The 24,701-nt window shown below is 60.1% G+C and carries 24 protein-coding genes; 6 read left to right on the forward strand and 18 right to left on the reverse strand.

Going from position 1 to position 24,701, the window contains the following annotated elements; all coding sequences use genetic code 11:
• The first annotated feature begins 444 nt into the window (after positions 1-444).
• Complete coding sequence (locus FHT86_RS23440) at positions 445-2,394, forward strand: M23 family metallopeptidase (RefSeq protein ID WP_133709252.1); 1,950 nt, start codon at positions 445-447, stop codon at positions 2,392-2,394.
• A 318-nt stretch (positions 2,395-2,712) separates the two neighbouring features.
• Here FHT86_RS23440 and clpB read toward each other — a convergent pair whose 3' ends face one another.
• The 8 genes from clpB to FHT86_RS23480 form a co-directional block, all read right to left on the reverse strand.
• Positions 2,713-5,313 carry an ATP-dependent chaperone ClpB gene (gene clpB / locus FHT86_RS23445; protein WP_133709251.1) on the reverse strand — a complete coding sequence of 867 codons (2,601 nt, stop codon included), beginning with the start codon at positions 5,311-5,313 and terminating at the stop codon, positions 2,713-2,715.
• 268 nt (positions 5,314-5,581) lie between these two features.
• Positions 5,582-5,959: an HIT family protein gene (locus FHT86_RS23450; RefSeq protein ID WP_208116673.1), complete on the reverse strand. Its 378-nt coding sequence runs from the start codon at positions 5,957-5,959 to the stop codon at positions 5,582-5,584.
• A gap of 212 nt (positions 5,960-6,171) precedes the next feature.
• Positions 6,172-6,864: a DUF4167 domain-containing protein gene (locus tag FHT86_RS23455; protein WP_133709250.1), complete on the reverse strand. Its 693-nt coding sequence runs from the start codon at positions 6,862-6,864 to the stop codon at positions 6,172-6,174.
• Between the two features lie 346 nt (positions 6,865-7,210).
• Positions 7,211-8,086 carry a peptide chain release factor N(5)-glutamine methyltransferase gene (gene prmC, locus FHT86_RS23460; protein WP_133709249.1) on the reverse strand — a complete coding sequence of 292 codons (876 nt, stop codon included), beginning with the start codon at positions 8,084-8,086 and terminating at the stop codon, positions 7,211-7,213.
• Positions 8,083-9,162, reverse strand: a complete 1,080-nt coding sequence (gene prfA, locus FHT86_RS23465) for a peptide chain release factor 1 (RefSeq protein WP_133709248.1) — start codon at positions 9,160-9,162, stop codon at positions 8,083-8,085. The genes prmC and prfA overlap by 4 nt, the downstream gene beginning before the upstream one ends.
• Before the next feature lie 32 nt (positions 9,163-9,194).
• A complete protein-coding gene (ptsP, locus tag FHT86_RS23470; RefSeq protein ID WP_133709247.1) occupies positions 9,195-11,462 on the reverse strand; it encodes a phosphoenolpyruvate--protein phosphotransferase in 2,268 nt (755 codons plus the stop codon).
• Between the two features lie 101 nt (positions 11,463-11,563).
• Complete coding sequence (locus tag FHT86_RS23475; protein ID WP_133709246.1) at positions 11,564-12,838, reverse strand: aspartate kinase; 1,275 nt, start codon at positions 12,836-12,838, stop codon at positions 11,564-11,566.
• A gap of 171 nt (positions 12,839-13,009) precedes the next feature.
• Positions 13,010-13,636 (reverse strand): hypothetical protein, encoded by a 627-nt coding sequence (locus FHT86_RS23480; protein ID WP_246779637.1) that lies wholly within the window; start codon positions 13,634-13,636, stop codon positions 13,010-13,012.
• Between the two features lie 237 nt (positions 13,637-13,873).
• Between FHT86_RS23480 and FHT86_RS23485 the strand changes: the two genes are divergently transcribed.
• The 3 genes from FHT86_RS23485 to ubiG all read left to right on the forward strand — a co-directional run bounded on the left by FHT86_RS23485 (position 13,874) and on the right by ubiG (position 16,867).
• Entirely contained in the window at positions 13,874-14,491 is a 618-nt protein-coding gene (locus FHT86_RS23485; RefSeq protein ID WP_133709245.1) for a TetR/AcrR family transcriptional regulator, read from the forward strand.
• Positions 14,492-14,572: 81 nt separating this feature from the next.
• Positions 14,573-15,817, forward strand: a complete 1,245-nt coding sequence (locus FHT86_RS23490) for a YbfB/YjiJ family MFS transporter (protein ID WP_183868892.1) — start codon at positions 14,573-14,575, stop codon at positions 15,815-15,817.
• Positions 15,818-16,120: 303 nt separating this feature from the next.
• Positions 16,121-16,867, forward strand: a complete 747-nt coding sequence (gene ubiG / locus FHT86_RS23495) for a bifunctional 2-polyprenyl-6-hydroxyphenol methylase/3-demethylubiquinol 3-O-methyltransferase UbiG (protein ID WP_133709243.1) — start codon at positions 16,121-16,123, stop codon at positions 16,865-16,867.
• A 35-nt stretch (positions 16,868-16,902) separates the two neighbouring features.
• On the opposite strand, the gene FHT86_RS23500 is transcribed toward ubiG, so the two are convergent.
• From FHT86_RS23500 to FHT86_RS23520, 5 genes are read right to left on the reverse strand one after another with little or no spacing between them, the layout of a single operon-like run.
• Entirely contained in the window at positions 16,903-17,487 is a 585-nt protein-coding gene (locus FHT86_RS23500) for a DUF3291 domain-containing protein (RefSeq protein ID WP_133709242.1), read from the reverse strand.
• Complete coding sequence (locus tag FHT86_RS23505; RefSeq protein ID WP_133709241.1) at positions 17,487-17,915, reverse strand: DUF1178 family protein; 429 nt, start codon at positions 17,913-17,915, stop codon at positions 17,487-17,489. Before FHT86_RS23505 ends, FHT86_RS23500 begins: the two co-directional genes overlap by 1 nt.
• Complete coding sequence (locus FHT86_RS23510) at positions 17,912-18,769, reverse strand: carbon-nitrogen hydrolase family protein (protein ID WP_133709240.1); 858 nt, start codon at positions 18,767-18,769, stop codon at positions 17,912-17,914. The genes FHT86_RS23505 and FHT86_RS23510 overlap by 4 nt, the downstream gene beginning before the upstream one ends.
• Before the next feature lie 23 nt (positions 18,770-18,792).
• On the reverse strand, positions 18,793-19,050 hold the full coding sequence (gene grxC, locus FHT86_RS23515; RefSeq protein WP_133709239.1) for a glutaredoxin 3: 258 nt from the start codon (positions 19,048-19,050) through the stop codon (positions 18,793-18,795).
• 30 nt (positions 19,051-19,080) lie between these two features.
• Positions 19,081-19,857 carry a ComF family protein gene (locus FHT86_RS23520; RefSeq protein WP_133709290.1) on the reverse strand — a complete coding sequence of 259 codons (777 nt, stop codon included), beginning with the start codon at positions 19,855-19,857 and terminating at the stop codon, positions 19,081-19,083.
• 97 nt (positions 19,858-19,954) lie between these two features.
• On the opposite strand from FHT86_RS23520, the gene FHT86_RS23525 reads away from it, so the two are divergent.
• Positions 19,955-20,839, forward strand: a complete 885-nt coding sequence (locus FHT86_RS23525; RefSeq protein WP_133709238.1) for a class I SAM-dependent methyltransferase — start codon at positions 19,955-19,957, stop codon at positions 20,837-20,839.
• Positions 20,840-20,860: 21 nt separating this feature from the next.
• On the opposite strand, the gene FHT86_RS23530 is transcribed toward FHT86_RS23525, so the two are convergent.
• Both FHT86_RS23530 and FHT86_RS23535 read right to left on the reverse strand, forming a co-directional pair.
• A complete protein-coding gene (locus tag FHT86_RS23530; RefSeq protein ID WP_133709237.1) occupies positions 20,861-21,043 on the reverse strand; it encodes a Flp family type IVb pilin in 183 nt (60 codons plus the stop codon).
• A gap of 84 nt (positions 21,044-21,127) precedes the next feature.
• Positions 21,128-21,442: a hypothetical protein gene (locus FHT86_RS23535; RefSeq protein ID WP_133709236.1), complete on the reverse strand. Its 315-nt coding sequence runs from the start codon at positions 21,440-21,442 to the stop codon at positions 21,128-21,130.
• Between the two features lie 387 nt (positions 21,443-21,829).
• Here FHT86_RS23535 and FHT86_RS23540 point away from each other — a divergent pair, with 387 nt between their 5' ends.
• Complete coding sequence (locus tag FHT86_RS23540) at positions 21,830-22,165, forward strand: hypothetical protein (RefSeq protein ID WP_133709235.1); 336 nt, start codon at positions 21,830-21,832, stop codon at positions 22,163-22,165.
• Between the two features lie 50 nt (positions 22,166-22,215).
• Here the strand turns inward: FHT86_RS23540 and mutT are convergent, their stop codons facing one another.
• The 3 genes from mutT to argJ are packed head-to-tail and all read right to left on the reverse strand — an operon-like array spanning position 22,216 to position 24,657.
• Positions 22,216-22,629, reverse strand: coding sequence for an 8-oxo-dGTP diphosphatase MutT (gene mutT / locus FHT86_RS23545; RefSeq protein WP_133709234.1), 414 nt, complete (start codon positions 22,627-22,629; stop codon positions 22,216-22,218).
• Entirely contained in the window at positions 22,626-23,435 is an 810-nt protein-coding gene (locus tag FHT86_RS23550; RefSeq protein ID WP_166656876.1) for an N-acetyltransferase, read from the reverse strand. The genes mutT and FHT86_RS23550 overlap by 4 nt, the downstream gene beginning before the upstream one ends.
• Positions 23,416-24,657: a bifunctional glutamate N-acetyltransferase/amino-acid acetyltransferase ArgJ gene (argJ, locus tag FHT86_RS23555; RefSeq protein ID WP_133709233.1), complete on the reverse strand. Its 1,242-nt coding sequence runs from the start codon at positions 24,655-24,657 to the stop codon at positions 23,416-23,418. Before argJ ends, FHT86_RS23550 begins: the two co-directional genes overlap by 20 nt.
• Between the last annotated feature and the right edge of the window lie 44 nt (positions 24,658-24,701).

Below are 24,701 nucleotides of genomic sequence, written 5' to 3' on the forward strand. Positions count from 1 at the left end.
AGGAAACACTAGAGCGAAGGACTTCGTCGCCAGCAGCGCCGCCGCCCTCGTTCAGTGAGTGGGCTTATAATCCCACACCTTTCCTCCAGTCAACAGCCGATTTTGAAAAAAATCAAAAAACGGATAAATGATTGATTCTTATGAGATATTTGTGAAGGCCATTAAAAACCGGACAGACCAGGCACCGAAAATCCCCGATATCGCCATCCCCGCGTGCCGCCGCCTCCACGCTACACGCAGAAGGTCGTAAAATATGACGGCAACCGGCTATTGAACCGTGGTCCGTCGACACCAGATATCGCCGACCTCCACCGGAAACAGACCACTTATAGCACTCAGACACTTCACAAGCGAGATATGCTCGATTTGACTCCCTCGTCATAAATATGCACATCTTCGCCCCCAGCCATACGGCTCGCATAAAGGAACCGGATCTCGATTGGCATGATGACGGACAAAATGATGCTCCGATCGCTCGGCAACGAGCCGCCAATCTTGGCCGATGGCAGGCGAGCGCCGGACCGGCGCGAAGTTTCTTTACGTTGGCTTTCGGGCACGTTCCTCACCGGCATCACTTCCAGCATATTGATGGGCGTAGCGCTGTTTGCCGCCCTTGACGGACGCCAGCAACTCGCCATCCCTGCCGAAGCCTATGCAACGTCCGACAGCGGCAACCATGACAGCACAGAGGATCAGGTGACCCGCGGCGGCCGCCTGGTACCCACGGCGATCGCATCCAAGCCTTCCGACCGGAGTATCCTGGAAGTCTCGACCGTGGTGCGTGACGGCGACAAGGAAGTGGTGCGTCGGCAGCCCTTCGCGCATGTAAAGATCGCGCTCGCCACCAACCGTGTCGCCGCCGAGAGCTATCCCGCCTTCGATCCGCTGGCGATCTTCTCCGCCGATGAGAATATCCCGCCGGCGGCCAACCGCACGGGTGCGATCTATGGCTCCGACGTGGAATCCGAGGTCAGCCTGAAGACCGTGCCCTTTCCGGCCAAGGATGTGCCCTTTCCGCTTGCCGGCTCGATGTCACTCGATGAGGTCGAGGCGAATGTTCGCTCCAACGGCTCCGTGCTGATTGATGGCAATACCCAGCTTTCCGCGCTCTATTATGTCGATCCGCGCCGCTTTGCGACAGATGACACCGATGTCGACCTGACGGCGGGACTTGCCGCTCGCGTCGTTGAGGAGAACATGTCGGTATCCGCTCCCGAAGCGGTTACCTCGCAGACCCAGGAATTCGCCGACGACATCATTCCGGTGCGCGAAGATACACCGATCGAGACGGCGCTCACAAATGCTGGCTACCTCAAAGCGGATGCCGGTGACATTGCGGCCAAGATCGAGCCGCTGTTCGGTTCCTCTGATCTTTCCGCCGGTGACGTGTTGCGCATCGGCATCCTGCAGAAGGGCGAACAAGCAAAGATCATCCGCGCCAGCATCTATCGCGGCACCAAGCATGTGCTGACCGTCGCCGAGAATGATCGTGGCGATTTTGTCGCCGGCAGCGAGCCTCCGATGCTCGACGCCATCGCCACCGCCTTCGACAATGACGCACCTGCAGTCGCCGCCGGCCGTGACCTGCCGAGCGTCTATGACGGCATCTATCGTGCTGCCCTTTCCTATGGCATGACCAGGGAGATGGTGGCGCAGATCGTCAAGCTGCTCGCCAGCAACGTCGATTTCCAGGCGCAGTTGAAACCGACGGATTCACTCGAAGCCTTCTTCTCCGTCGCCGACGAAAACGGCCAGGCGACGGCCGATTCCGAACTGCTCTTCGTCAACGCCAAATTCGGCGACACGGTCACCCGCTTCTATCGTTTCGAAGATCCGGACGATCATTCGATCGATTACTTCGACGAGAACGGCAAGAGCATCCGTCAATTCCTGCTGCGCAATCCCGTCCCGACCGGTATCTTCAAATCCGGTTTCGGCATGCGCCGCCATCCGATCCTCGGGTTTGCGCGCATGCACACCGGCGTCGATTGGGCTGCGCCCCGCGGCACGCCGATCATTGCCGCCGGCAACGGCATCGTCGAAAAGGCCGGCTGGGATTCCGGCGGCTTCGGCAACCAAACATTGATTCGCCATGCCAACGGCTATGTCTCCTCCTACAACCATCAGAGCGCCATTGCCAAGGGCATCGTGCCGGGCGCGAAGGTGGTGCAGGGCCAGGTGATCGGCTTCATCGGCTCGACCGGTCTCGCAACCGGCCCACACCTGCACTATGAACTGATCGTCAACGGCACCAAGGTCGACCCCCTGCGCATCCGCTTGCCCGGCGGCAAGACCCTGGACGGCGATGCACTCGCCAAATTCGAGGACGAGCGCAAACGTATCGACACGCTCTTGAGCGACGAGAAATCGAAACAGGTCGCAAGCAAGGATTGATTTCCCGCCTTTCTCCGGCCATCGCCATGGCAACCGGGAATTTCAAGTGATATCGCGCCCCAGCAGAACAATGAACTCAGCAACCGCACCGTCTGCGGTCTTGTCAGCAGTATCGACGATGATCTGACGTCCATCCCAATTGCCCGGCAGACCGGCGAAGATAACTAGCAGATTCCCCGTCTCAGAACGTTTCCCCAAACTCCATGGCAACATCACAGAAGCGGAATGCCGCGGCAAGGTGATTGCGACACAGGTCCCGAAAACGAAATGGCGGCCCGAAAGCCGCCATCTCATGGGTTCATGTTGCGAAGCAATCGACTATGCCGCCTCGCTGACCGGCTGACGCGCGCGGAACAGCAGTCTGTCGGAGCCGCTGGTGACCTTGACCACCGATCCGTCCGGCACTTGACCCGACAGGATCTGTTCGGCAAGCGGGTCCTGGACATATTTCTGGATCACACGCTTCAACGGCCTTGCGCCGTAAACGGGATCGTAGCCCTTGTTGGCAAGCCAGTTGCGGGCATCGTCGTCAAGCTCGAGGATGATCTTGCGTTCGGACAACAAAGCCAGCAGCCGTTCCAGTTGGATATTGACGATCGCACCCATCTCCTCGCGCTTCAGGCGATGGAACAGGATGATCTCGTCGACGCGGTTCAGGAATTCCGGCCGGAAATGTGCCCGTACCACATCCATCACCTGCTCGCGCACCAGATCGCTGTCATCCCCTTCCTTCAATTGGGTCAGGTATTCGGCGCCGAGGTTCGATGTCATGATGATCATGGTATTGCGGAAGTCGACCGTGCGTCCCTGTCCGTCCGTCAAGCGCCCGTCGTCCAGAACCTGGAGCAGGACGTTGAAGACGTCGGGATGCGCCTTCTCGATCTCGTCGAACAAGACGACCTGATAGGGCCGGCGGCGGACGGATTCGGTCAGCGCGCCGCCTTCCTCGTAGCCGACATAGCCGGGAGGGGCACCGATCAGCCGGGCAACGGAATGCTTTTCCATATATTCCGACATGTCCATGCGCACCATCGCCGTCTCGTCATCGAAGAGGAAGCGGGCAAGCGCCTTGGTGAGCTCCGTCTTGCCGACGCCGGTCGGGCCGAGGAAGATGAACGAGCCGATCGGCCGGTTCGGATCCTGCAGTCCTGCACGCGAGCGACGAACGGCGCGCGATACCGCCTGGACGGCATCGCCCTGTCCGACGACCCATTTCGCCAGTTCGTCTTCCATTCGAAGCAGCTTATCCCGTTCGCCTTCCAGCATCTTGTCCACCGGAATCCCGGTCCAACGGGAGACGACATGGGCAATATTGTCGGCGGTGACGACTTCCTGCACCATGGAATCGCGACCGCCATCCTGCTGTTCGGCAGCCTGAAGCTCCTTTTCCAGGTTCGGGATCACGCCATAGGCAAGTTCGCCGGCGCGCTGGAATTCACCCTTGCGCTGGGCGATCGCCAACTCGTTGCGGGCTTCGTCGAGTTGCTTCTTCAGATCGGCAGCAAGACCGAGCTTCTGCTTCTCAGCCTGCCAGCGTGCGGTCAGCGCATCGGCTTCCTCTTCCAGCGCGGTAAGGTCGGTTTCCAGCCGCTTTAGCCGGTCGGCCGAGGACTGATCGGTTTCCTTCTTCAGCGCCTCGCGCTCGATCTTGAGCTGGATGATGCGGCGATCGAGTTCGTCGAGTTCTTCCGGTTTAGAATCCACCTGCATGCGTAGCCGGGCAGCGGCTTCGTCCATCAAGTCGATGGCCTTGTCCGGCAGGAAGCGATCGGTGATGTAACGGTTCGACAGGGTCGCGGCAGCCACCAGGGCGGCATCGGCGATGCGGACCTTGTGATGCTGCTCGTATTTTTCCTTCAGGCCACGCAGGATCGAGATCGTGTCCTCGACGGTCGGCTCTTCGACCATGACGGGCTGGAAACGGCGGGCAAGCGCCGGATCCTTCTCGACGTGCTTGCGGTATTCGTCGAGCGTAGTCGCGCCGACGCAATGCAGCTCGCCGCGGGCAAGCGCGGGCTTCAACAGGTTCGAGGCATCCATCGCGCCATCGGCCTTGCCGGCACCCACCAACGTATGCATCTCGTCGATGAAGAGGATGATCTCGCCGTTTTCCGACTGTACTTCGTTGAGCACGGCCTTCAGCCGCTCTTCGAACTCGCCGCGGAATTTCGCGCCGGCAATCAAGGCACCCATGTCGAGCGCCATGAGCTTCTTGTCCTTCAGCGATTCCGGCACGTCGCCATTGACGATGCGCAGCGCCAGACCTTCGACGATCGCCGTCTTGCCGACGCCGGGTTCGCCGATCAGCACCGGATTGTTCTTCGTGCGGCGGGACAGGACCTGGATGGTGCGGCGGATTTCGTCATCGCGGCCGATCACCGGATCGAGCCTGCCCTCGCGGGCCTCGGCGGTAAGGTCGCGGGCATACTTCTTCAAGGAGTCGAAGCCCTGTTCCGCATTGGCGGAGTCGGCGGTACGGCCTTTGCGGATATCGTTGATGACTTGATTGAGCCCGACGGGCGTAACGCCGGCCTTCTTCAGCGTGGCTGACGTCGATGCCGATGGCTCGATAGCCAAGGCCTGCAACAGGCGCTCGACAGTGACAAAACTATCACCGGCCTTCTTGGCAGCCTCTTCGGCCGTGGTGAACACCTTGGCGAGCGGCTGTGCGAGATAGACCTGGCCGTCGCCACCGGACACCTTTGGCAATTTGGCCAGTGCGGCGTCATTGGCAAGACGCGCGGCCTTGGCATCGCCGCCGGCACGTTCGATCAGCGACGCAGCCATGCCCTGGTCGTCGTCCAGAAGCACTTTCAGCACATGCTCGGGAGTGAATTGCTGATGACCCTGCGCCAGCGCATTGGTCTGCGCGGATTGCAAAAAGCCACGCACTCGCTCGGAGTATTTTTCAATATTCATATCGGACCTCCATGAATCGCCCTGCCCTGACTGGCGCAGACCGATGACTGAGATTGAGCCCCCTGAAAAGGCAGACCCCGCCCGCCGCCTATTGAGATTTGCGGCAAGGCAACTGGGGAGAATATGGGACCGATTTTGAAAAGTTTAAAGGGTGACGAGAGGGAAAAACCCAGTGCCAAACTCCATCCTAGTTTGACTGAGGAATCACCGTCCCAACCGCCTACGGCAGATTTGGCGCATCAACTCCTTGCGAAAGGCAAACGACGAATTAGCCACGGATGACCGCGCGTATCCCCTTGCCGGCATTGGGTTCGCCGGTAAAACGGGCAATGACGTGCAGATGAGCGTGAAAGACGTGTTGGCCGCCGGCTGCGCCAACATTCCAGCCAACGGTAAAGCCATCCGGATCGGCTGGCGCCAGATAGGCTTTTGCGGTCGCCAGCATTTCCTCCAGGTCCATCCATTCTTCGGACCTGATATCGAAAGGACTTTCCGCATGTCGACGGGGGATAATCATAGCGGCATGCGCCAGCGTCGGATCGATGCTGCCAAGCATGTAGAAGGAACGGTTCCCGCCCAATGGCTGATCGATAAGCAGCGCGTTTTCAAGGCAGAAACGGCAGCCGGCTTTACCGCTCGAAAGCATCAAATATCTCCGCGCAAAGCATCAAGTGGAATATGGAATTCGGCTTTAACCGCGATTGATGACATTGACGAGAAGCCTCTGCCTCCTCAGAGCGAGAAAAAATAAGGCAGCGGGAAAAGCAAAAACCGGAAGGGCGGCATTGAACATGCTGCCTTTCCGGTTTTTGAGCTGATCAAAAGTCAGCACCCTCTCCCGAAGGAGAAGTAAATCGCTTATTCCGAACCAGCTTCCACCAGAGCGGGAGCGTCGGTCGGAGCAGCCTCGCCCTGGCCTTCTCCATCGGCGCTGCGGCGCGGCTGGCGGCGGGGACGGTTGCCGGCGTTGCGGCGGCGGGGCTGACGTTCGGCGGAAGCAACGGCGGGCGTTTCTTCCTCGATCGCCACTTCGGCCGGAATGCCTTCGATCACCGGCTGGGGGCCAGTACCATCGATAGCCTCGGGCTCGGGTGCAGGGACGACGACCGGGGCCTGTGCCTGTGCACGCACCGGAGGGGGAGGGGGAGCCATCTGCGGCTGATCGTCCATCTCGTTCGCATCCATGTCATCCATGTCGCGATCGGCGTTGTCACGATCGTTGTAGTTATGATGCTCGTCGCGCTGGTAGCGTTCCTGCATCTGCGCCTGAGCACTGGCAATGATCCGATTGTAATGTTCAGCGTGCTGAAGATAGTTTTCCGCCATGACGCGGTCGCCGGAGCTTTGTGCATCACGGGCGAGAGCCGAATATTTCTCGGCAATATGCTGTGCGGTTCCGCGGATTTTCACATCGGGACCGGAGCTGTCGTAAGTCCTGGTCAGCGGGTTCGAGCCCTTGCGGTTGAAATTGTTGTTGTTATTTCCGCCGCCGCCGCCGTTATTGTTGTTACCACGCCCCCGACCGCGCTTGTTCTGCTGTCCTGGCCTCATAGATCCTTCACCTGAATTCTCTTAGTTGGGATGAAATTATGCACGGCACCTGCTGCCATGGCCGGATACTTCCAAGCCAAGGCCTGCGTACCGCAAGCAAACCGCGCCTTAAGCGCCTGTCTGCCGCTCGACTACGTCAGATTAACTGATCACGCATTGGGTTATCTTCAACCTTTGACACTCTTACCAGAGAGCGGATCCCCGAGGCTGTCCAAGACAGGTGAATCGTTTCACCTATTCCCAGCCGCCCAACGCGTGAGCGCAACCTATATCGCTTCCTCAGGAAATCCAAGCCTTTTCTTTGCGATAACAACAAGGTTCCATGAACCTGCAGCAAATTGTCGCGTCAATCATGATGTTTAAACACGAGAGTCCGGTCGTTATGGCCGTAATCCCGAACTGCTTCGATAAGGAAAAATCCTGCTCCTTCAAAAACCGAAGTCACCGTTTTGCGCTGATTGTAACCGATCTCCACCCCGACAATACCGTCTCGGTGTAGAAACCGCGCCGCATCCTTTGCGATTGCTCTGTATGCATCCAGCCCGTCAAGGCCACCGTCGAGAGCTGCCGGAGGATCGAAATTCTTTACTTCTGGAGCGAGAGTGGAAATGACACTGGACTCAATATAGGGCGGATTTGAGACAATCACGTGAAATCGACCGTGGATGGCTTCAAACCAACTTCCCTGCACGGTTTCAAACCGTGCCGCCAAGCCATTACGCACTGCATTCGCCTGCGCCGTTTCCAAAGCTTCGCTGGAAATATCGGAACCGACACCTGTCGCTTGCGGGCATTCGTGAAGTAACGCGAGACATATGGCCCCGGTTCCCGTTCCTAGATCCAGTATATGGATATTCCCATGTTCTTCTGCAAGGCGTCGCGCATACGGCAACGCGGTATCGACCAAGATTTCCGTATCGGGCCGCGGTTCCAGCGTTGCCGGCGACAGCTTCAACGGCAGGCCGTAGAACTCCCGCTCACCCAGGATACGGTGCACCGGCTCGTGGTTGAGGCGCCGCGCGATCGCCGCACGCGCTGTTTCCACGCGGTCCAGCGCCACCACATCAGCGCCTCGTGTGACCAGCTCCGTCGATGAAAGATCGAGAAGACCGCCGACGAGAATGCGGGCCTCCGTAGCGGGATCATCGAGGTCAGCCTCGATAAAGCGGGCACGCACCTCCTGGAAAAGTTCCGCGACGGTCGGCCCCTGCCCGCTGGTCATGCCTGTTCGCCAAGCTGGGCGAGTTGGCTCGCCTGATAATCCGCCAAAAGCGCATCGACCACTTCATCGATTTCGCCTTCCATCATCCTGTCGAGCTTGTAGAGCGTAAGGTTGATGCGGTGGTCGGTGACCCTGCCTTGCGGGAAATTGTAGGTGCGGATGCGCTCGGAACGGTCGCCGGAGCCGACCTGGCTCTTGCGATCGGCCGACCGTTCGCTGTCGGCGCGCTGGCGCTCCATGTCGAACAGGCGCGAGCGCAACACCTGCATCGCCTTGGCGCGATTTTGATGCTGCGATTTTTCCGAACTCGTCACCACGATCCCCGAGGGAAGATGGGTTATGCGCACCGCCGAGTCCGTGGTGTTGACGTGCTGGCCTCCGGCGCCGGAGGAGCGCATCGTATCGATGCGGATATCTTCGGGGCGGATTTCGATATCGATTTCCTCGGCTTCCGGCAGGACAGCGACCGTTGCCGCCGAGGTATGGATACGCCCGCCCGCCTCGGTCTCCGGCACGCGCTGCACGCGATGCACGCCGGATTCGAATTTCAGCCGCGAGAACACTCCCTTGCCGCTGATCGTCGCGATGATTTCCTTGTAGCCCCCGGCTTCGCCTTCGCTGGCCGACAGGATTTCGACCTTCCAGCCGTTGTTCGCCGCGAAACGCTCATACATGCGGAAGAGATCGCCCGCGAAGAGCGCAGCTTCCGAACCGCCGGTGCCGGCGCGAATTTCCAGGATCGCGCTCTTTTCGTCGGCGGCGTCCTTCGGCAGCAACAGGATCTGCATCTCCTGCTCCAGCGCCTCGATCCGCTCCTTGACCTCCGGCAACTCCATCTCGGCGAGATCGCGCATCTCACGGTCGACCGACTTGTCGATGAGCATGGCTTCCAGATCCGAAGCCTCGGCGATCGCCTTCTCGTAATCGCGGATCTTGGCGACGACCGGCTGCAGTTCGGAATATTCGGACGCAAGCTTCACATAGACATCCGCCGACGGCCCGGCCGACATACGCGCTTCGATCTCGCCGAAACGGCGTTCCAACTCGCGCATTTTTTCAATGGGAAGATTCGCCACCCCACACTCCGATTCTTCTTATTCGTTCTGTTCTACAATGGAATATTGTGGCTCTCGGCGAAGCGGACAAGGATGTCGCGCATCGACGTCGTCGGATGCGTGTCGTTCAGCGCCTCTTCCATGACCTCAGACAACGCCTGGAGATCGAGACCCAGCAGCATCGCCTTGACCGGACCGATGGCTGCCGGCGACATCGACACCGAGCGGAAGCCGACGCCGAGCAGCGCCATGGCCGAAATCGTCTTGCCGGCAAGTTCGCCGCAAAGCGTCACCGGCGTCTTGTTGCGCTCACCGGCGCGCACGATGTCCCGCAAGATGCGAAGGAACGGGCGACCGAGCGGATCGAAACGGTCCGACACGCGAGCATTGCCGCGATCGACCGCCATCGAGAACTGGAAGAGATCGTTGGAGCCGACCGAAACGAAATCGACAGCGGCCATCAGCTCGTCCAGTTGCCACAACAGCGCCGGCACCTCCAGCATCGCTCCGAACTGCAGCTTGCGCGGCAGGCTGTGCCCGAAGCGCGACAGATGCTGAACTTCCTTCTGCACGAGTTCGCGCACTGCTTCGATCTCGGAGACCTCCGTGACCATCGGCACCATCATTTTCAATTCGCCGTCTGCCGCTGCCTTCAGCATGGCGCGCAACTGCGTACGCAGCAGGCCGGGCCGATCGAGCGACAGGCGAATGGCGCGCCAACCGAGCGCCGGGTTCTCTTCCTCATGGGCGCGGAAATAGGGCACGACCTTGTCGCCGCCGATGTCGAGCGTCCTGAAGGTGACCACGCGGCCGCCCGCCTGCTTCATGACATTGCGGTAGAAGGCTTCCTGCTCCTCCGCCTTCGGCATGGTCGATGCGATCATGAATTGCAGCTCGGTACGGAACAGGCCGATGCCTTCCGCGCCGGATTCGGCAAGCTGCGGCAGATCGACCAGCAAGCCGGCATTCATCAGCAGAGAAATCCGCTGCCCATCCTTGGTGACCGGTTCGACCGAACGCAGCGCCCGGAACTGTTCCTGCCGGCGGGCGCGGAAGCGCACCTTTTCTTCATAGGAACGCTGGTGATCGGCCATCGGCCGCAGGTGTACATGACCCCCATCGCCGTCGATGATCACGGGATCGCCGTTTTCGGCAAGGGCCACAACTCCCGCCGCCTGGCCGACGACCGGAATGCCCATGGCGCGGGCGACGATGACGACGTGGCTGGTGACCGCACCCTCTTCCAGCACCAGGCCACGAATATTGGCGCGGGGGTAGTCGAGCAGCTCGGCAGCGCCCATGGCGCGCGCAAAGATGATCGCATCGTTCGGGAAACCCTCGGCGGTCGTGCGGCCGGAATAGCCGATCAATTGCCTGAGCAGCCGGTTTGCCAGATCCTCGAAATCATGCATGCGCTCGCGCAAATACGGATCGGTCAGGCGCATCATGCGCGCCTTGGTATCGCTCTGCACCTTCTCGACCGCGGCTTCCGCGGTCAGGCCGTTGCGGACAGCCTCTTCGAGCTTGCGCACCCAGCCCTGGTCATGGGCGAACATGCGGTAGGTCTCCAGGACCTCGCGATGCTCGCCTTCCATGGAGACGTCACGGCGCGACAGCATGTCGTCGATGGATATGCGCAGGGAACCAAGTGCATCCGCCAGTCGACGGATCTCTTTTTCGGTATCCTCGTTCAGGAGATTGGTGACGACGATGCGCGGCTCGTGCAGCACGACATAGCCGAGGCCGATGCCTTCATTATAGCTATCGCCGTCGATGGTGACCGAACGGGTGAGATCGAGCTCGAGACCCGGCTTGGTGATCTTCTTCAGCTCGCCGGTGGCGATCATCTCGGCCAATACCATCGCCGTCGTTTCGAGCGCCTCAAGCTCTTCCTCGCGATAGTTGCGGCTCGCCTTGTTCTGGACGACGAGAACGCCGAGCGAGCGGCCCGTGCGCAAGATCGGGACACCGAGGAAGGAGTGGTAGACCTCTTCACCGGTTTCCGGCAGGTAGCGGAAGGCGGGATGCGACTGCGCGTCGGAGAGATTGAGCGGCTGGGCGGAAGCTGCGATCGTGCCGACCAGGCCCTGGCCCATCTTCAGTTGCGACAGGTGGACGGCTTCTTTCTTAAGACCTTCGGTGGCGTAGAGCTCGAGCACGCCATCGGCGCGCAACACGTAGACCGAGCAGACTTCGGCGACCATATTGCTGGCAATCTGGCGGACGATCCGGTCAAGACGCTCTTGCGGCTCCAGCGGCTCCGCCATGAGTTCGCGCAGCCGCTTGAGCAGAACGCGTGGACCGCCGGATAGGTCTCTCATTGCGTCTCTAGCTCCCGAAATCAAGATATTATGCCAGTCTTGCCCACTTCAGGGCCGGCCGAAACTCCCCTCCGTCGCGGTCCGTCGTCAGCAGTCCTGAATCAACTCTTATCCAGACCGTAGCAGGAATGCAAAGTCCTGACTGCCAGTTCTGCATAAGGACCGTCGATAAGGATGGAAATCTTGATTTCCGACGTCGTAATAGCCTTGATGTTGATGCCTTTTTCGGCAAGTGCCCGGAAAGCAGTCGCAGCAACGCCAGCGTGCGAACGCATACCGATGCCGATGACGGAGACTTTGACGAGACCCGATTCGTTTTGGATGACGTCGTAGCCGATCTTTTCCTTGTTCTCGCCGAGAACGCGCAGCGCCTTTTCGACATCGCCCGAAGGAACCGTGAAGGTCATATCGGTCTTGGAACCGTCCTCAGAGATGTTCTGGACGATCATGTCGACGTTGATGTGGCTTTCGGCCAACGGCCCGAAGATCGCGGCGGAGACGCCCGGCCGGTCGGCGAGACGGCGCAGCGAGATCTGGGCTTCATCCTTGGCATAGGCAATGCCGGTGACTACTTCCTGTTCCACGATTTCTTCCTCGTCACAAATCAGCGTTCCGGGCGGGTTCAACAGATCGCCCATGCCCGGAGCATCGGGATCTTCGAAAGAGGAGCGCACGAAAGTGCGGACCTTAAAGACCATGGCCAACTCGACCGAGCGCACCTGCAGCACCTTGGCGCCGAGCGAGGCCATTTCCAGCATTTCTTCGAAGGCGATCTTCTTCAGACGCCGCGCCTTCGGTTCGATACGCGGATCGGTCGTGTAGACGCCGTCTACATCGGTATAGATATCGCAGCGATCAGCTTTCACCGCGGCGGCGATCGCCACCGCCGAGGTATCGGAACCACCGCGGCCGAGCGTCGAGACGCGGTTGTCGGGGCCAAGGCCCTGGAAGCCGGCGACGACGGCGACCTGGCCTTCCTTCATGCGGCGGATCATTTCGCTGCCGTCGATTTCGAGAATGCGTGCCGCGCCGTGGGCGTTGTCGGTCTTGATCTGGATCTGCCAGCCCTGCCAGGAGCGGGCATTGATGCCCATCGCCTGCAGCGCGATCGCCAGGAGCCCGGAGGTTACCTGCTCGCCGGAAGCGACGACGGCGTCATACTCGCGAGCGTCATAGATCGAATGATCGGCGCCGGCGACTTTCGGCATATTCTGTACCCAGCCGACCAGTTCGTTAGTCTTGCCGGACATGGCGGAAACGACGACTGCGACCTCATGGCCCGCGTCGACCTCACGTTTCACATGGCGGGCGACATTCTTGATACGGTCCAGATCCGCGACGGACGTCCCGCCGAATTTCATCACGATGCGTGCCATGTGCCTCTACCAGTACCAGCGCCGGGCGGCCGAAACGCTATGAGCCCGGCATGCAAAATCGCCCTTCCGGTGCGATACCCGGAAAAGCCTGATCTCAATGGGGGCGTCTCTTAGCGAGTTTGGCTGGCGGGTGCAATAGCGCGGGTCAGTTGGCTTTCGCGCCATCCACCCTCAATAATCCACCTTCAGGCTCGACCAGAGCCTGTCGAGGATTACACCTTCCTTGGCGATATTTTCCTTGTTGATGAAGGTGGCGACGAGAATGCCGCCGTCGGGACGGCCGATCGCGGCGATTTCGTAATCCATGACATCGTTGGCCGTTGCCGTCTCCGCTTTGACGCCCTTCAACACGTTGCCGGCGGCAAGCGTTCGCTGCGTGGTTTCCTTCGTCATCTTTGCGCCGCCGTCGAGGCTTTCCTGAACCATCTGCTGGAGGACGAAATCGGTGATGCTGGAAGGATTGAGGCCCTTGTATTGCTGCACGACGACTCCGGTGCCGATCGGTGTGATCAGGGCATATTGGGTGATGCCTTCGCTCAAATCACTTTTTGCGACGGTGAATTGGCCGTCATGGTCGAAGGAAAATTTGTCGCCGGCAAAGGTGACCGTATCGCTGCGCTGCAGTTCCACCGAAAGCTTGCGTCCGTCCTTGGTGGTCACATCCAGCGTATCGCCAGGATTGATGCCCACTTCAACGCCGTCGATCGTCAGACGAAATCCCTTGCCGTCACCGGCAAACGCAGAGCTCACCGCAAAGCCAGAAATGACAATTACAGCCGGATGAAAGAATGATCGCATGAAGGGCTTCCCGTGACCTGACGCGTCACAATAGCTTTGGATGTAAACGCACATTTGACAATCGTGATAATTGATCGGTCGCAGACCTCCCCGAATGTCAAGCAATTCGCTGTCACCCTCTTTTTGCGGGGCGTCAATCCCCTTGCCATTTTAGAGCAGTTGCTCTATATCGCGTTTTAGAGCGTACGCTCCACAACTAAAACACCGTCGACTTGGGCAGATTCAGCGAGAATTCCAATGGCAAGACCCCGGCAATTCGATGAGAACAGCGTTCTGGAAGCAGCGGGCGAGATATTCTGGTCGAGAGGCTATGAGGCGACCTCGACCCGCGATCTGACCGACCGCATGGGGCTGACGCATGCGAGCCTCTATAATGCTTTTGGTGACAAGCGTGGCCTCTATCTGAAGGCGCTCAAGCACTATCTCGATCGGAACCTACATAGCCGCATCGCGCGGATGGAGGCAACCTATTCGCCGGGCCTCACCATTGTCGGCTATTTCCAGGAGATCGTCGAACGTTCCCTGGCCGATGCCGAACATCGTGGCTGCTTACTGGTCAACACGGCCCTGGAGGCCCGCTCCGAAGATCCGGAGATACAGCGTGTCGTCGCCGATGAGACGGCCGAGATCGAAGCCTTTTTCCTTCGCTCGGTCACCGCCGCGCAGGCAAGCGGCGAAATCCCAGCAAACCAGCCGCCGGCGGATATCGCCAAATTGCTGCTCTCCGTGCAATTCGGTTTGCGCGTCCTTGTCCGCGTCCGCCCCGAACGCGAGTTGCTGGATGGTATCCTGCGGCCAGCAATGGCCATGCTGACCTTGCCGTGGCCACTGCCCGAAAGCAGGCCTGACGGATAAGTCTCCGTCATAAAACTCCCCCTCTTCAAGAAACACCAAACCGGAGACGGCAAGCCGCTCCGAACAGAGAAGCTTTTTGCCATGTCCGCTCCCTTACGCCATTCGAGCCGCTCTCACTCCGTTACCGAACCCGCGCCCCTTAACGCCGCTGCCTGGTACGCCACGACAGCCGGCCTCTGCGGCAGCCTCGTCACCATCGGTCTCGCCCGCTTCGCCTATACGCCGCTGATCCCACCGCTCATCGACGCACACTGGTTTTCTGCCAGCGATACGGTGACGTTGGGCGCTGCCAATTTTGCCGGATATCTCGCCGGGGCGCTGCTCGGTCGGCCATTGGCTGCTGGTCTCGGCAACCGTCAAGCGCTGCGCCTGCTGATGGTCGCCGCCACCGCCGCCTTCTTCGCCTGTGCCTTCCCTGTCTCCGTCACATGGTTCTTTGTCTGGCGCTTCCTTTCCGGTCTTGCCGGCGGCGCCATCATGGTGTTGGTCGCCACCAGCATCCTGCCACATATCCCCGTCGCCCGCCGCGGCTTCGTCAGCGGCATGATTTTCCTCGGCCTCGGTCTCGGCATCGCCGCCTCGGGAACCCTGGTACCGGCACTGCTGCGCCTTGGCCTTCGCGAAACCTGGATCGGCTTAGGGGTCTTGTCGCTCATCCTGACCGCCGTCAGTTGGTTTGGCTGGCCGGCAACCAATCCACCGTCGCCGGCGACACATGCTGCGACCCACCACCATCTCGCAGCCAAGAGCGAATGGTCGCTGCGCATCCTCTACGGCCAATATGCCGCCAATGCCCTTGGCCTCGTGCCTGCCATGGTGCTGCTGGTCGACTATGTCGCCCGTGGTCTCGGTCGTGGCGCCGACATCGGTGCAGCCTGCTGGGTGCTCTACGGCGTTGCCGCCATCACCGGTCCGGTTCTGGCCGGCTATGCTGCCGATCGCATCGGCTTTGCGTCCGCCTATCGCGGTGCGCTGCTGCTTCAGGCGGTCGCCGGCGCCATTCTGGCCACATCGGGCAATCCTTGGCTGGTCGCTTTTGCCACGGTACTGCTCGGCATCTTTACTCCGGGCATCGTGCCGTTGGTGCTCGGTCGCATTCAGGAAATCCTGCCGCACAGCCATATCGACCAGCGCGCCGCCTGGAGCCGGGCAACGACGGCTTTCGCTCTGTTCCAGGCGCTCGGCGGCTACGGCTATTCCTATCTCTTCATCCATACCGGTGAAAATTACGGCATCATCTTCCTTTGTGGTGCAGTGGCGCTTGTCCTGGCCTTGCTGGCTGATGTCTTCAACGGCGTAAAGCACAGTCGGAAACACCGGGCATGATGAAAAATTGAATCGCCCAATGCTGCTTCAGGCCAGTGTCAGATGTGGAAAGGCCTGGGCAACCCTGCATTCATCATCCTCATTGGCCTGCATGCTGCAGCTGCCCTCTGCCATCAGTTCCTTTTGAAAGATGGAACGCTGCGCCGGATGCTTGTTCCTGCGCGCTGAGGCATAGTCGCCGCAGGCAGTCGAGACAGCCGGACCCTTGACATCGGCTTCTGATCGTCCGACTTCACATCTACCAGGGTGTCACCCGTGCAATTGTTCAGGCGGGTGACGCGGCGTAGACCAAGGAGCGAGACCATGACGGAAGCGGCGAAAAGCACGATCGACCAGAGCGAAGTGGATCGCTTTTCTGCGATGGCGGCGGAATGGTGGAGCCCGACCGGCAAGTTCAAACCGCTGCACAAGTTTAATCCGGTGCGCCTGGCCTACATCCGCGACCACGCCTGCGAGAATTTCGGGCGAGATCCGAAGAGCGCACGGCCGCTGGAGGGCCTGCGCGTGCTCGATATCGGCTGCGGCGGCGGATTGCTGTCGGAGCCGGTGGCGCGCATGGGCGCCTCGGTCGTCGGCGCCGACCCCTCCGAAAAGAACATCGGCATCGCCTCGACGCATGCGAAAGCCTCCGGCGTTCCCGTCGATTATCGCGCCGTCACCGCCGAGCAGCTGGCGGAGGCCGGCGAGACTTTCGATATCGTGCTCAATATGGAAGTGGTCGAGCATGTTGCCGATGTCGAATTTTTCCTCTCGACCTGCGCCAAGATGGTGCGCCCCGGCGGTCTGATGTTCGTCGCCACCATCAATCGGACCATGAAAGCAGCGGCGCTGGCCATCTTCGCCGCCGAAAACGTCCTGCGCTGGCTGCCGCGCGGCACGCATCAATATGAGAAGCTTGTCCGCCCGGAAGAGATCGAAAAGCCGCTCGCCGCAAACGGACTCGACATCATTGCCCGCACTGGCGTCTTCTATTCGCCGCTGCAGGATCGATGGAACCTGTCGAAGGACATGGATGTCAACTATATGCTGCTGGCAAAGCGGGCGGAGTGAAATCACCCTGCCACGGGAGGCTAGGTATTTTTCCGCTAAGCTTTCAGCGTCAGGACATGCGCCAGCAGATCACTTTGCCTTTCGGCATTCAACGCTGTGATCTCCTTCACTCTGCTGCGGTCGATCGTCGCCGGGGCACCGTTGGCAACATAGGGCTGCTTAAACGAAAACGCCGCAGCACTCGGTCCCTCGTCGTGAAGCCGTTCCAGCCGCTCGACACCGTCTTTCCATTCCGGAATGATATTGGCATCCACCCACCAAAGCACCAGCGGCGGCCATAGCTGTTTCACGTTCCAGTACCGTGCATGCTTGAGCGCATCGGCATGAACGCCATTGTAGGAAAATGCCATCAGGGATTCGATATCGGTCCAAAGCGATAAGGAAGATGGCGCCGTCGCAAAACCGCTTCCTTCGATGAAGCGCGGGAAAACCTGCTTTCCCCAGCATGCCGGCCCCGGTTCGCCGTCGTAGCCGGAGCGGCCGACGAAGCCATGGGCTCGGGCGGCCGCCTCGAAATTTGCCGCTTCCCGCACACGAAATCCTTCGACCGCAGGGCTATCATAGGACGCGACATGCAGCCCGAAATTATACATGGCGAGATGTTTGCCGCCACGCGGCATCAGTTGATATCGTCCGGCAACACCGGGATGGCGGCGATCTCGATGCCTTCTTCGACCAGGGCCTGCGCCTCGTCCGGCGTCGCCTTGCCGATGATGCCCCGCGCGTCCGCCTCGCCGTAGTGGATCTTGCGGGCTTCTTCCGGGAATTTCGTGCCAACGTCCTCGGCGTTAGCCTTGATGGCGTCGACGGCCTCCTTCAGCTTGATCAAGGCTTCCTTGCGCGCAGTGTCCATGGCAAGCGTCTGCAATTCCTCCTTCTTGCGCGCGGTGGAAACCGACGGCGCCATCAGGAGTTTGGAGATCGCCCCCGAATTGCAGACGGGGCAGGTCAGGAAACCGCTTGCGACCTGTCGGTCGAAATCGGCGCTTTCCGAAAACCAGCCCTCGAACTCGTGGGCGTTGTCACATCTCAGCGAATAACGGATCAAGCAGCGACGCCTCCAGCCGCCGGCGTCGCGATCTTCTCCAGCGAAAACTCGCGCGCATTTTTAAGGTTGGGGATCTTGTCGTGAGCGGATTTGACTGCGGCGACATCGATCTCGGCGACGACAACCGCTTCGCCGGTGCCGCCGGCCGATGCGAGCACCCTGCCCCAGGGGTCGATAATCATCGAATGGCCGAAAGTCTCGCGGCCGTCCTCATGCAATCCAGCCTGAGCAGCGGCAATGACGAACATCCCGTTTTCAATGGCGCGGGCCCGGAGCAGGATTTCCCAATGTGCCTCGCCTGTCTGCCTGGTGAAGGCGGCCGGTACCGTCATCACCTCGGCGCCGGCAACGGCCTGCGCGCGGAATAGCTGCGGAAAGCGGACATCGTAGCAAATGGAGAAACCGAGCTCAGCAAAGGGCAGCGACACGATGCGCGCCTCGGAGCCGGGACGATAGACCGCGCTCTCGCGCCAGCTCTCGCCATTGTCGAGATCGACGTCGAACATGTGGATCTTGTCGTAGCGGCTGAGCAGCTTACCGTCCGGACCAAAGAGGAAGCCGCGATTGGCGATCTTGCCGTCGTCGAGCGCGATCGGTGTCGAGCCGACATGCAGATGGATGCCGAGCTCCTGGGCGAGCTCTGCGGCTGTCTTGACGATGATATCATTGGTCTCGTCTCGCAGGACGGCGCGCAGACCCGGCCGATCCTTCTGCACCGCTCCGGTCATTTCCGGTGTCTGCACATAAACTGCGCCTTGCGCCGCAGCCTCACGAACCAGCCGCACCATATCGGCAGCGTTCTTTACCGGATCGACACCGGAGCACATCTGGATGGCGGCGGCTTTGAAGGTCATCTTTCTCTCCCGTTTGATCCGGTTCAGGCGGCAAGCAGCGGATCGAGCTTGCCGGCCCGGTCAAGCGCATGAATATCATCGCATCCGCCGACATGCTCGCCATTGATGAAGATCTGCGGGAAGGTCGAATGGCCCTTCGCCTTCGAAATCATCTCCTGACGCAGCTCGGGCGAATAGGTAGCATTGTGTTCGACATATTCGACGCCCTTGGAGTCAAGCAGGGATTTCGCCCGGGCGCAATAGCCACAGAATTCACGCGTATAGATGACAACGGATGCCATGATCCACTCCGAAAAAAGACAGGTTTACTGTCATATAGGATCGCCGACAGCCCTTGCAAAGGTCAAAACCGTCACGTCAGCCGCGCCTGCTTTTTTCAACACCCGCGTCGCCGCAGCCACCGTAGCACCCGTCGTATAGACATCATCGATCAGGACGACACGACGGCCAAAAACATCGCCGGCGCGACCCTCGGCAATGGCGAAGGCACCACGCACATTGTCCTGGCGCGCCCTCGCCCCGAGACCGACCTGCTGGCTCGTCCGCTTCGTGCGCAACAGCGTCGCGGCGAGCAGCGGCTTGCCGGAAAGCCGTGCCAGATGACGAGCAAGTTCCGCCGCCTGATTGTATTTGCGCGAGAACAGCCGCGCCCGATGCAATGGCACCGGAATGATGGCATCACAGGCGGCGATCGCGCCGTCGCTGGCGCGCAGCATCCAGCCGGCCATCATCGGCGCCAGATCGGTGCGATCGCGATATTTCAATCCAAGCACCAGATCGCGGACGACGCCGTCGTGAATTGCCGCCGAGCGCAGCCGGTCGAACACGGGTGGATCGGCGATCGCCTCGGCGCTCAGGATCCCCGTTCCGAGATCATGGGAAAACGGACTGCCCAGCACCTCGCAATAGGGCCGCTCGATGAAACGGATGCCGGACCAGCAGGCAGGGCAAAGACTGCGATGTGCGCCCGTGGAAACGCCGCAGCCGGCGCAAGCCGGCGGATAGATGATATCGGCCAGCACCGACCACGGCTTTATCAAGCCGGTCCGCAGCATCGATGCCGTGATTTCGCGTCCCATCATCCCCATATGGTTGACACTAGCTTTTTCCTGGCGCCTTTGCGAAGGGAAAAACAGGCGCACGCAACGCCTCCGCCATAGACATTCATGACTGCAGGAATCCGCCATGGAAATCGTGTTCGACCAATCGCTGCTTGCCGCCCGCAGGCGCCGCGCGCTCGCTCAAGGAGATCAGAAAGCCGCTTTCCTTTTGGAGATCGCCGCCCGCGAGCTGGCCGAACGGCTCTCCGTCATCGAGCGGCATTTCGATGAGGCGGTCGAGCTGCATGGCGCGACCGGAATTGCCGCGCGCGAGGCGTTCGCGACCGGCAAGATCGGCCATATCAGACGCATCGAAAGCGAGCCTGGTTTTGCAGCACCGGGCGAAAGGCTAGTCAAAGCCCCATTGGAAGAGCTGCCGCTGGAAGCGGAGTCGGTCAATCTCGTGCTGTCGCCGCTCAGCCTGCATGTCACCAATGATACACCCGGCGTCTTCATCCAGGTGCGCCGCGCGCTGAAGGCCGATGGCCTGTTTCTGGCCGCGATCCCCGGCTCCGGCACCCTGCAGGAGCTGCGCGACGTGCTGCTAGCGACCGAGATCGAACTCACCGGCGGCGCCAGCCCACGCGTCATTCCCTTTGCCGATGTTCGTGATGTCGGCGGCCTGCTGCAGCGTGCGGGGTTCACCTTGCCGGTGATCGATGCCGAGACCTATACGGTGCGCTACGACAACCTTTTTGCGCTGATGCGCGACCTGCGTGCCATGGGCATGACCAATCCGCTGGCCGACCGCAGCCGCAAGCCGCTGACACGCACCTTCTTCCTGCGCGCCGCCGAACTCTATGCCGAACGTTATTCCGATCCCGACGGTAGAATAAGGGCGACCTTCTCGATCATCTACGCGTCCGGCTGGACGCCGCATGAAAGCCAGCAGAAGCCTTTGCGGCCAGGTTCGGCGAAGGCGCGGCTCGCCGATGCGCTGAAGGTCGAGGAGCACAAGCTGAAGCAATAGAGCTGAATTGGGCGAGCCACGCTAGTTCGTGGACGTAGCGGGTCCGTTGATCGCGTCGGAGACATGATTGAACACGCCCGACAGGCTGTCGCCGAAAGCACCGACACCGCTGATGATCGCGACCGAAAGAAGCGCGGCGATCAGGCCATACTCGATGACCGTACTGCCGGTCTTGTCATTGAAAAAACGCCGTACGGAACGCATACGCTTCAGGCTCCTAGAGCAATTCCCGGTAAAGTGCGAATCCGGCGCGTTCATGGCACCCGATAGGCTGTACTCGTATAACGATCAGCAGCCGCTGTCGGCGCCATAGCCCTGAATAATGCAAACTGAACCCGGCTCCTGCTGCAGCACGCTGCGGCGGATGGTGTAACGCTTGCCGTTTTCCGTCTGCGGGATGGAACCGGTGGTGATGTTGTCAAGATCCGGCGCACTGGCAAGCACGCGTGACCTGGACTTGTCGGAAAGCATTGGCGTCAGGATAAGCGAAAGCGCCACCGCCGCCGTTCCGAACAGCAAGGCGATATTCAACGCGCCCGTCTTGCGCGACGAGGAATATGACTGTTCTTTTTCTTGAACAGCTTTCCAGAAATCGTCGTCCATAATGTCAAGCCTTCTTTAACGCACACACCAACCGCTTGATTGAGATCATTCAATGCCAGAAGGTCATAAACGATCCCTTAATATCCACATGCAAATTAAAGAGACCTAAAGTTCTGGGACAGTGCCCGATTCGGGCTACCAGCCTGATTTAAAATGGCTAATTTTCGTTAACCATACTTGCTGTGTGGCGCCCTGGACGCACCGAACGGTATGCTAGAAATCCGCTAAACCATTCGCCCTGCTTTTAGGCATCCAATCCGATCGGCTGAGACAGCCATAAGAAGCAAGATTCTATAATGCACTGAAAAATTGAACTACTACCTCCACCCGTCTTGATAGGACGCATAAAATGGATATCATTACTATAAGTTGTGTGGAGCTAATATAATGGTAGGTTTACTCAAAGCCGCAGGTGGCTTGCTTATTGTCGTTGCGATCCTAGCTGCCGTCGCGATGTTTTTCATTGGAAATACAACCGGCCTTATCGCGGTGCTGCCCGGCGCCATTTCAGCCGCTTTTGGCGGCATCGTGACCATCGCCTTCGGATTAATGCTCGAATATCTGGAAACGATCAGCCGGCATTCAACGAGACAGACCGAGCTATTGACGGAGCTGCTACGCCAAGGCTCAAAGGAGGATTCATCTCATAAGGCTTCGAGTAAAGCTTCCAGGCCAAGTGTCGATCAGCTCGCCAAATCGAACTTCCGCTTTAAGGAAATCTAACAAAAGGCAATTCCGGCAAAGCTAAATGGGGGAAATGCTCGAAATGGCTCTCAGAGAAGGTCCTGCAAAAACGGGATCAGCGGCTCATCGGCGGGCGGCATCGGATAATCGCGTAGCGCCAGCGGCCGCACCCATTTGATTGCCTGGCCCTCGCGGCCATGCGGAATGCCCTCGTAGCGACGGCATACATAAAGGGGCATCAATAGATGGAAGGTTTCGTAGGTATGGCTGGCAAAGGTCAGCGGGGCGAGGCAAGCAATCTTCGTCTGGATGCCGAGCTCTTCCTGAAGCTCGCGCACCAGCGTTTCCTCCGGCGTCTCGCCAGGCTCGACCTTGCCGCCGGGGAACTCCCAGAGGCCGGCAAGCGATTTGCCTTCCGGCCGTTGCGCCAGCAGGATGCGGCCATCGGTGTCGATGAGCGCGCAGGCGGCGACGAGAATGATCTTGCGGCCGGTCTCGCTCATGCTTCCCCCGGAGAGCGCCAGTAGCAGTAACGATAGGCCTCGCGGAAACCGAAACGGGCATAGAGCGCCAGCGCCGGTTCATTGGACACGCCGACCTGAAGCCACGCAGTCCTGGCACTGCGCATACGAGCCCAGCGCAACGCAGAGGTCAGTATCTCAATCGCCAGGCCCTTGCGACGATGCTCCGCCGCGACCGAGACCGACATGATGCCGGCAAGATCGTTGTCCTGCACGCAGAGCGTCGTCGCCACCGGTCCGGCCTCATCGTTCTCAATGACGAAAAGACCCGATGGCGGCTTGATGCCGCTCACTACTTCGGCAAGCGCCGGCTTCAAGATCGGATCGGCCCCGTCCACCAGCAGGCTGGCGTCCACATAACGGCCGACATCATGGCTCGGCAGGTGATCCAGCGCATCCGGCAATTCGAGATCGATGAGATCGGCGGTCATGACGATGTTCTCATCGAACCGCGTCCAGCCCTGGCCCTTTAAAAGATTGATCAGCATCGGCGAGGCCAGCGGCGTCTCGCGCACCACCATCGGCCGGCCATAGGCTTCGAACTTGCGCTGCGCCTTTGTCAGCCGGATTTCCAAATCGCGATGGTCGGAGGGGTCGAGCGGTACGACACAGTTCAGCCGTTTCGACGGATGCCCCGCCGTCAACCGCACTTGCCAGCTGCCGTCATACTGCACGGATGAAGCAGGCCATGCCCGGAAGCCGACCGCTTCGAGTCTGCGCACCAAAGGCAGCTTGTTCATTGTGGACTGCACATGCATCGGCAGGGTATCAGCTCCGGTAGTCGCCATTGATGGCAACATATTCCTTGGTGAGATCGCAGGTCCAGACCGTCGCGCGGCCATTGCCGAGCCCGAGATCGACTTTCACAGGAATATCCTGCCGCTTCATCACGTTGGAGGCTGCTTCCTCGGAATAGGAGGCGTCACGTTCGCCATTGACGGCGACACGGACATCGCCGAACCAGATGGCGAGCTTGTCGCGGTCGGCCATTTCACCGGCCTTGCCGACAGCCATGACGACGCGGCCCCAATTGGCGTCCTCGCCGGCGGCGGCGGTCTTGACCAACGGCGAGTTGGCGATCGAGAGCGCAATGCGCTTGGCGGCCGCGTCATTCTCGGCGCCGGTCACGGTGATCTCCAGCATCTTGGTGGCGCCTTCCCCGTCGCGAACAACCTGGACGGCGAGATCCTTCAGGAGCTCGTTCAGCGCGGTGCGGAAAGCGGCAAGCTTCGGATCGTCGGCACGCTCGATACGAGCCTGGCCGTCAGCGGCGGCGGCACCGGTGGCAAACAGCATCAGCGTATCCGACGTCGAAGTGTCGCTGTCGACCGTCATCGAATTGAAGCTCGGACCGACACCTTCGGACAGCAGCGTCTGCAGGGCAGTGGAGGTGATATCCGCATCGGTGACCACGAAGGAGAGCATGGTGGCCATGTCAGGCGCGATCATGCCGGCACCCTTGGCGATACCGTTGATGGTTACCTTGACGCCGCCGATCTCGGCGCTGCGGGTCGCGACCTTGGGATAGGTATCCGTGGTCATGATCGCCTTGGCGGCCTCGAACCAAAAGTCGCTGGTCGCATCCTTTGCCATGGTGTCGAGAACGCCTGCGAACTTGGTCGCATCCAGCGGCTCGCCGATGACGCCAGTCGAGGCGAGGTAAACTTCGTTTTCGCCGCAGCCGACGGCAGCCGCGGCCGACTTGGCAGTGAGCTCGGTCGCCTGACGGCCCTTCAGGCCGGTGAAGGCATTGGCATTGCCGGAATTGACGACGACAGCCCGGGCGCTGCCATGCGGCAAGTTGAACCGGCAGAAATCGACGGGGGCCGATGGGCACTTCGAGCGGGTGAAGACACCCGCGACGGCGGCCGGCCTGTCGAAAACCATGAGCAGGACGTCGGTCCGGTTCTTGTATTTGATACCGGCGGATGCCGTGGTCATGCGCACGCCGCGCAAAGCCGGCATGGAAACGAAGGATTTGGGAGCGAGCGGAGAGACAGAACCGGACATGAGGCCACCTGATAGTGAAGGGCCCGGAAAAACCGGGCCCTGAT

It is taken from the genome of Rhizobium sp. BK313 (assembly GCF_014193655.1).
Lineage (GTDB): Bacteria > Pseudomonadota > Alphaproteobacteria > Rhizobiales > Rhizobiaceae > Rhizobium.

Coding starts and splice junctions, on each gene's coding strand:
- FHT86_RS23440 (WP_133709252.1), top strand. CDS start 445: ATGATGACGGACAAAATGATGCTCCGATCGCTCGGCAACGAGCCGCCA.
- clpB (WP_133709251.1), bottom strand. CDS start 5,313: ATGAATATTGAAAAATACTCCGAGCGAGTGCGTGGCTTTTTGCAATCC.
- FHT86_RS23450 (WP_208116673.1), bottom strand. CDS start 5,959: ATGCTTTCGAGCGGTAAAGCCGGCTGCCGTTTCTGCCTTGAAAACGCG.
- FHT86_RS23455 (WP_133709250.1), bottom strand. CDS start 6,864: ATGAGGCCAGGACAGCAGAACAAGCGCGGTCGGGGGCGTGGTAACAAC.
- prmC (WP_133709249.1), bottom strand. CDS start 8,086: ATGACCAGCGGGCAGGGGCCGACCGTCGCGGAACTTTTCCAGGAGGTG.
- ptsP (WP_133709247.1), bottom strand. CDS start 11,462: ATGAGAGACCTATCCGGCGGTCCACGCGTTCTGCTCAAGCGGCTGCGC.
- FHT86_RS23475 (WP_133709246.1), bottom strand. CDS start 12,838: ATGGCACGCATCGTGATGAAATTCGGCGGGACGTCCGTCGCGGATCTG.
- FHT86_RS23480 (WP_246779637.1), bottom strand. CDS start 13,636: ATGCGATCATTCTTTCATCCGGCTGTAATTGTCATTTCTGGCTTTGCG.
- FHT86_RS23485 (WP_133709245.1), top strand. CDS start 13,874: ATGGCAAGACCCCGGCAATTCGATGAGAACAGCGTTCTGGAAGCAGCG.
- FHT86_RS23490 (WP_183868892.1), top strand. CDS start 14,573: ATGTCCGCTCCCTTACGCCATTCGAGCCGCTCTCACTCCGTTACCGAA.
- ubiG (WP_133709243.1), top strand. CDS start 16,121: ATGACGGAAGCGGCGAAAAGCACGATCGACCAGAGCGAAGTGGATCGC.
- FHT86_RS23500 (WP_133709242.1), bottom strand. CDS start 17,487: ATGCCGCGTGGCGGCAAACATCTCGCCATGTATAATTTCGGGCTGCAT.
- FHT86_RS23510 (WP_133709240.1), bottom strand. CDS start 18,769: ATGACCTTCAAAGCCGCCGCCATCCAGATGTGCTCCGGTGTCGATCCG.
- grxC (WP_133709239.1), bottom strand. CDS start 19,050: ATGGCATCCGTTGTCATCTATACGCGTGAATTCTGTGGCTATTGCGCC.
- FHT86_RS23520 (WP_133709290.1), bottom strand. CDS start 19,857: ATGGGGATGATGGGACGCGAAATCACGGCATCGATGCTGCGGACCGGC.
- FHT86_RS23525 (WP_133709238.1), top strand. CDS start 19,955: ATGGAAATCGTGTTCGACCAATCGCTGCTTGCCGCCCGCAGGCGCCGC.
- FHT86_RS23530 (WP_133709237.1), bottom strand. CDS start 21,043: ATGCGTTCCGTACGGCGTTTTTTCAATGACAAGACCGGCAGTACGGTC.
- FHT86_RS23535 (WP_133709236.1), bottom strand. CDS start 21,442: ATGGACGACGATTTCTGGAAAGCTGTTCAAGAAAAAGAACAGTCATAT.
- FHT86_RS23540 (WP_133709235.1), top strand. CDS start 21,830: ATGGTAGGTTTACTCAAAGCCGCAGGTGGCTTGCTTATTGTCGTTGCG.
- mutT (WP_133709234.1), bottom strand. CDS start 22,629: ATGAGCGAGACCGGCCGCAAGATCATTCTCGTCGCCGCCTGCGCGCTC.
- FHT86_RS23550 (WP_166656876.1), bottom strand. CDS start 23,435: ATGGCGACTACCGGAGCTGATACCCTGCCGATGCATGTGCAGTCCACA.
- argJ (WP_133709233.1), bottom strand. CDS start 24,657: ATGTCCGGTTCTGTCTCTCCGCTCGCTCCCAAATCCTTCGTTTCCATG.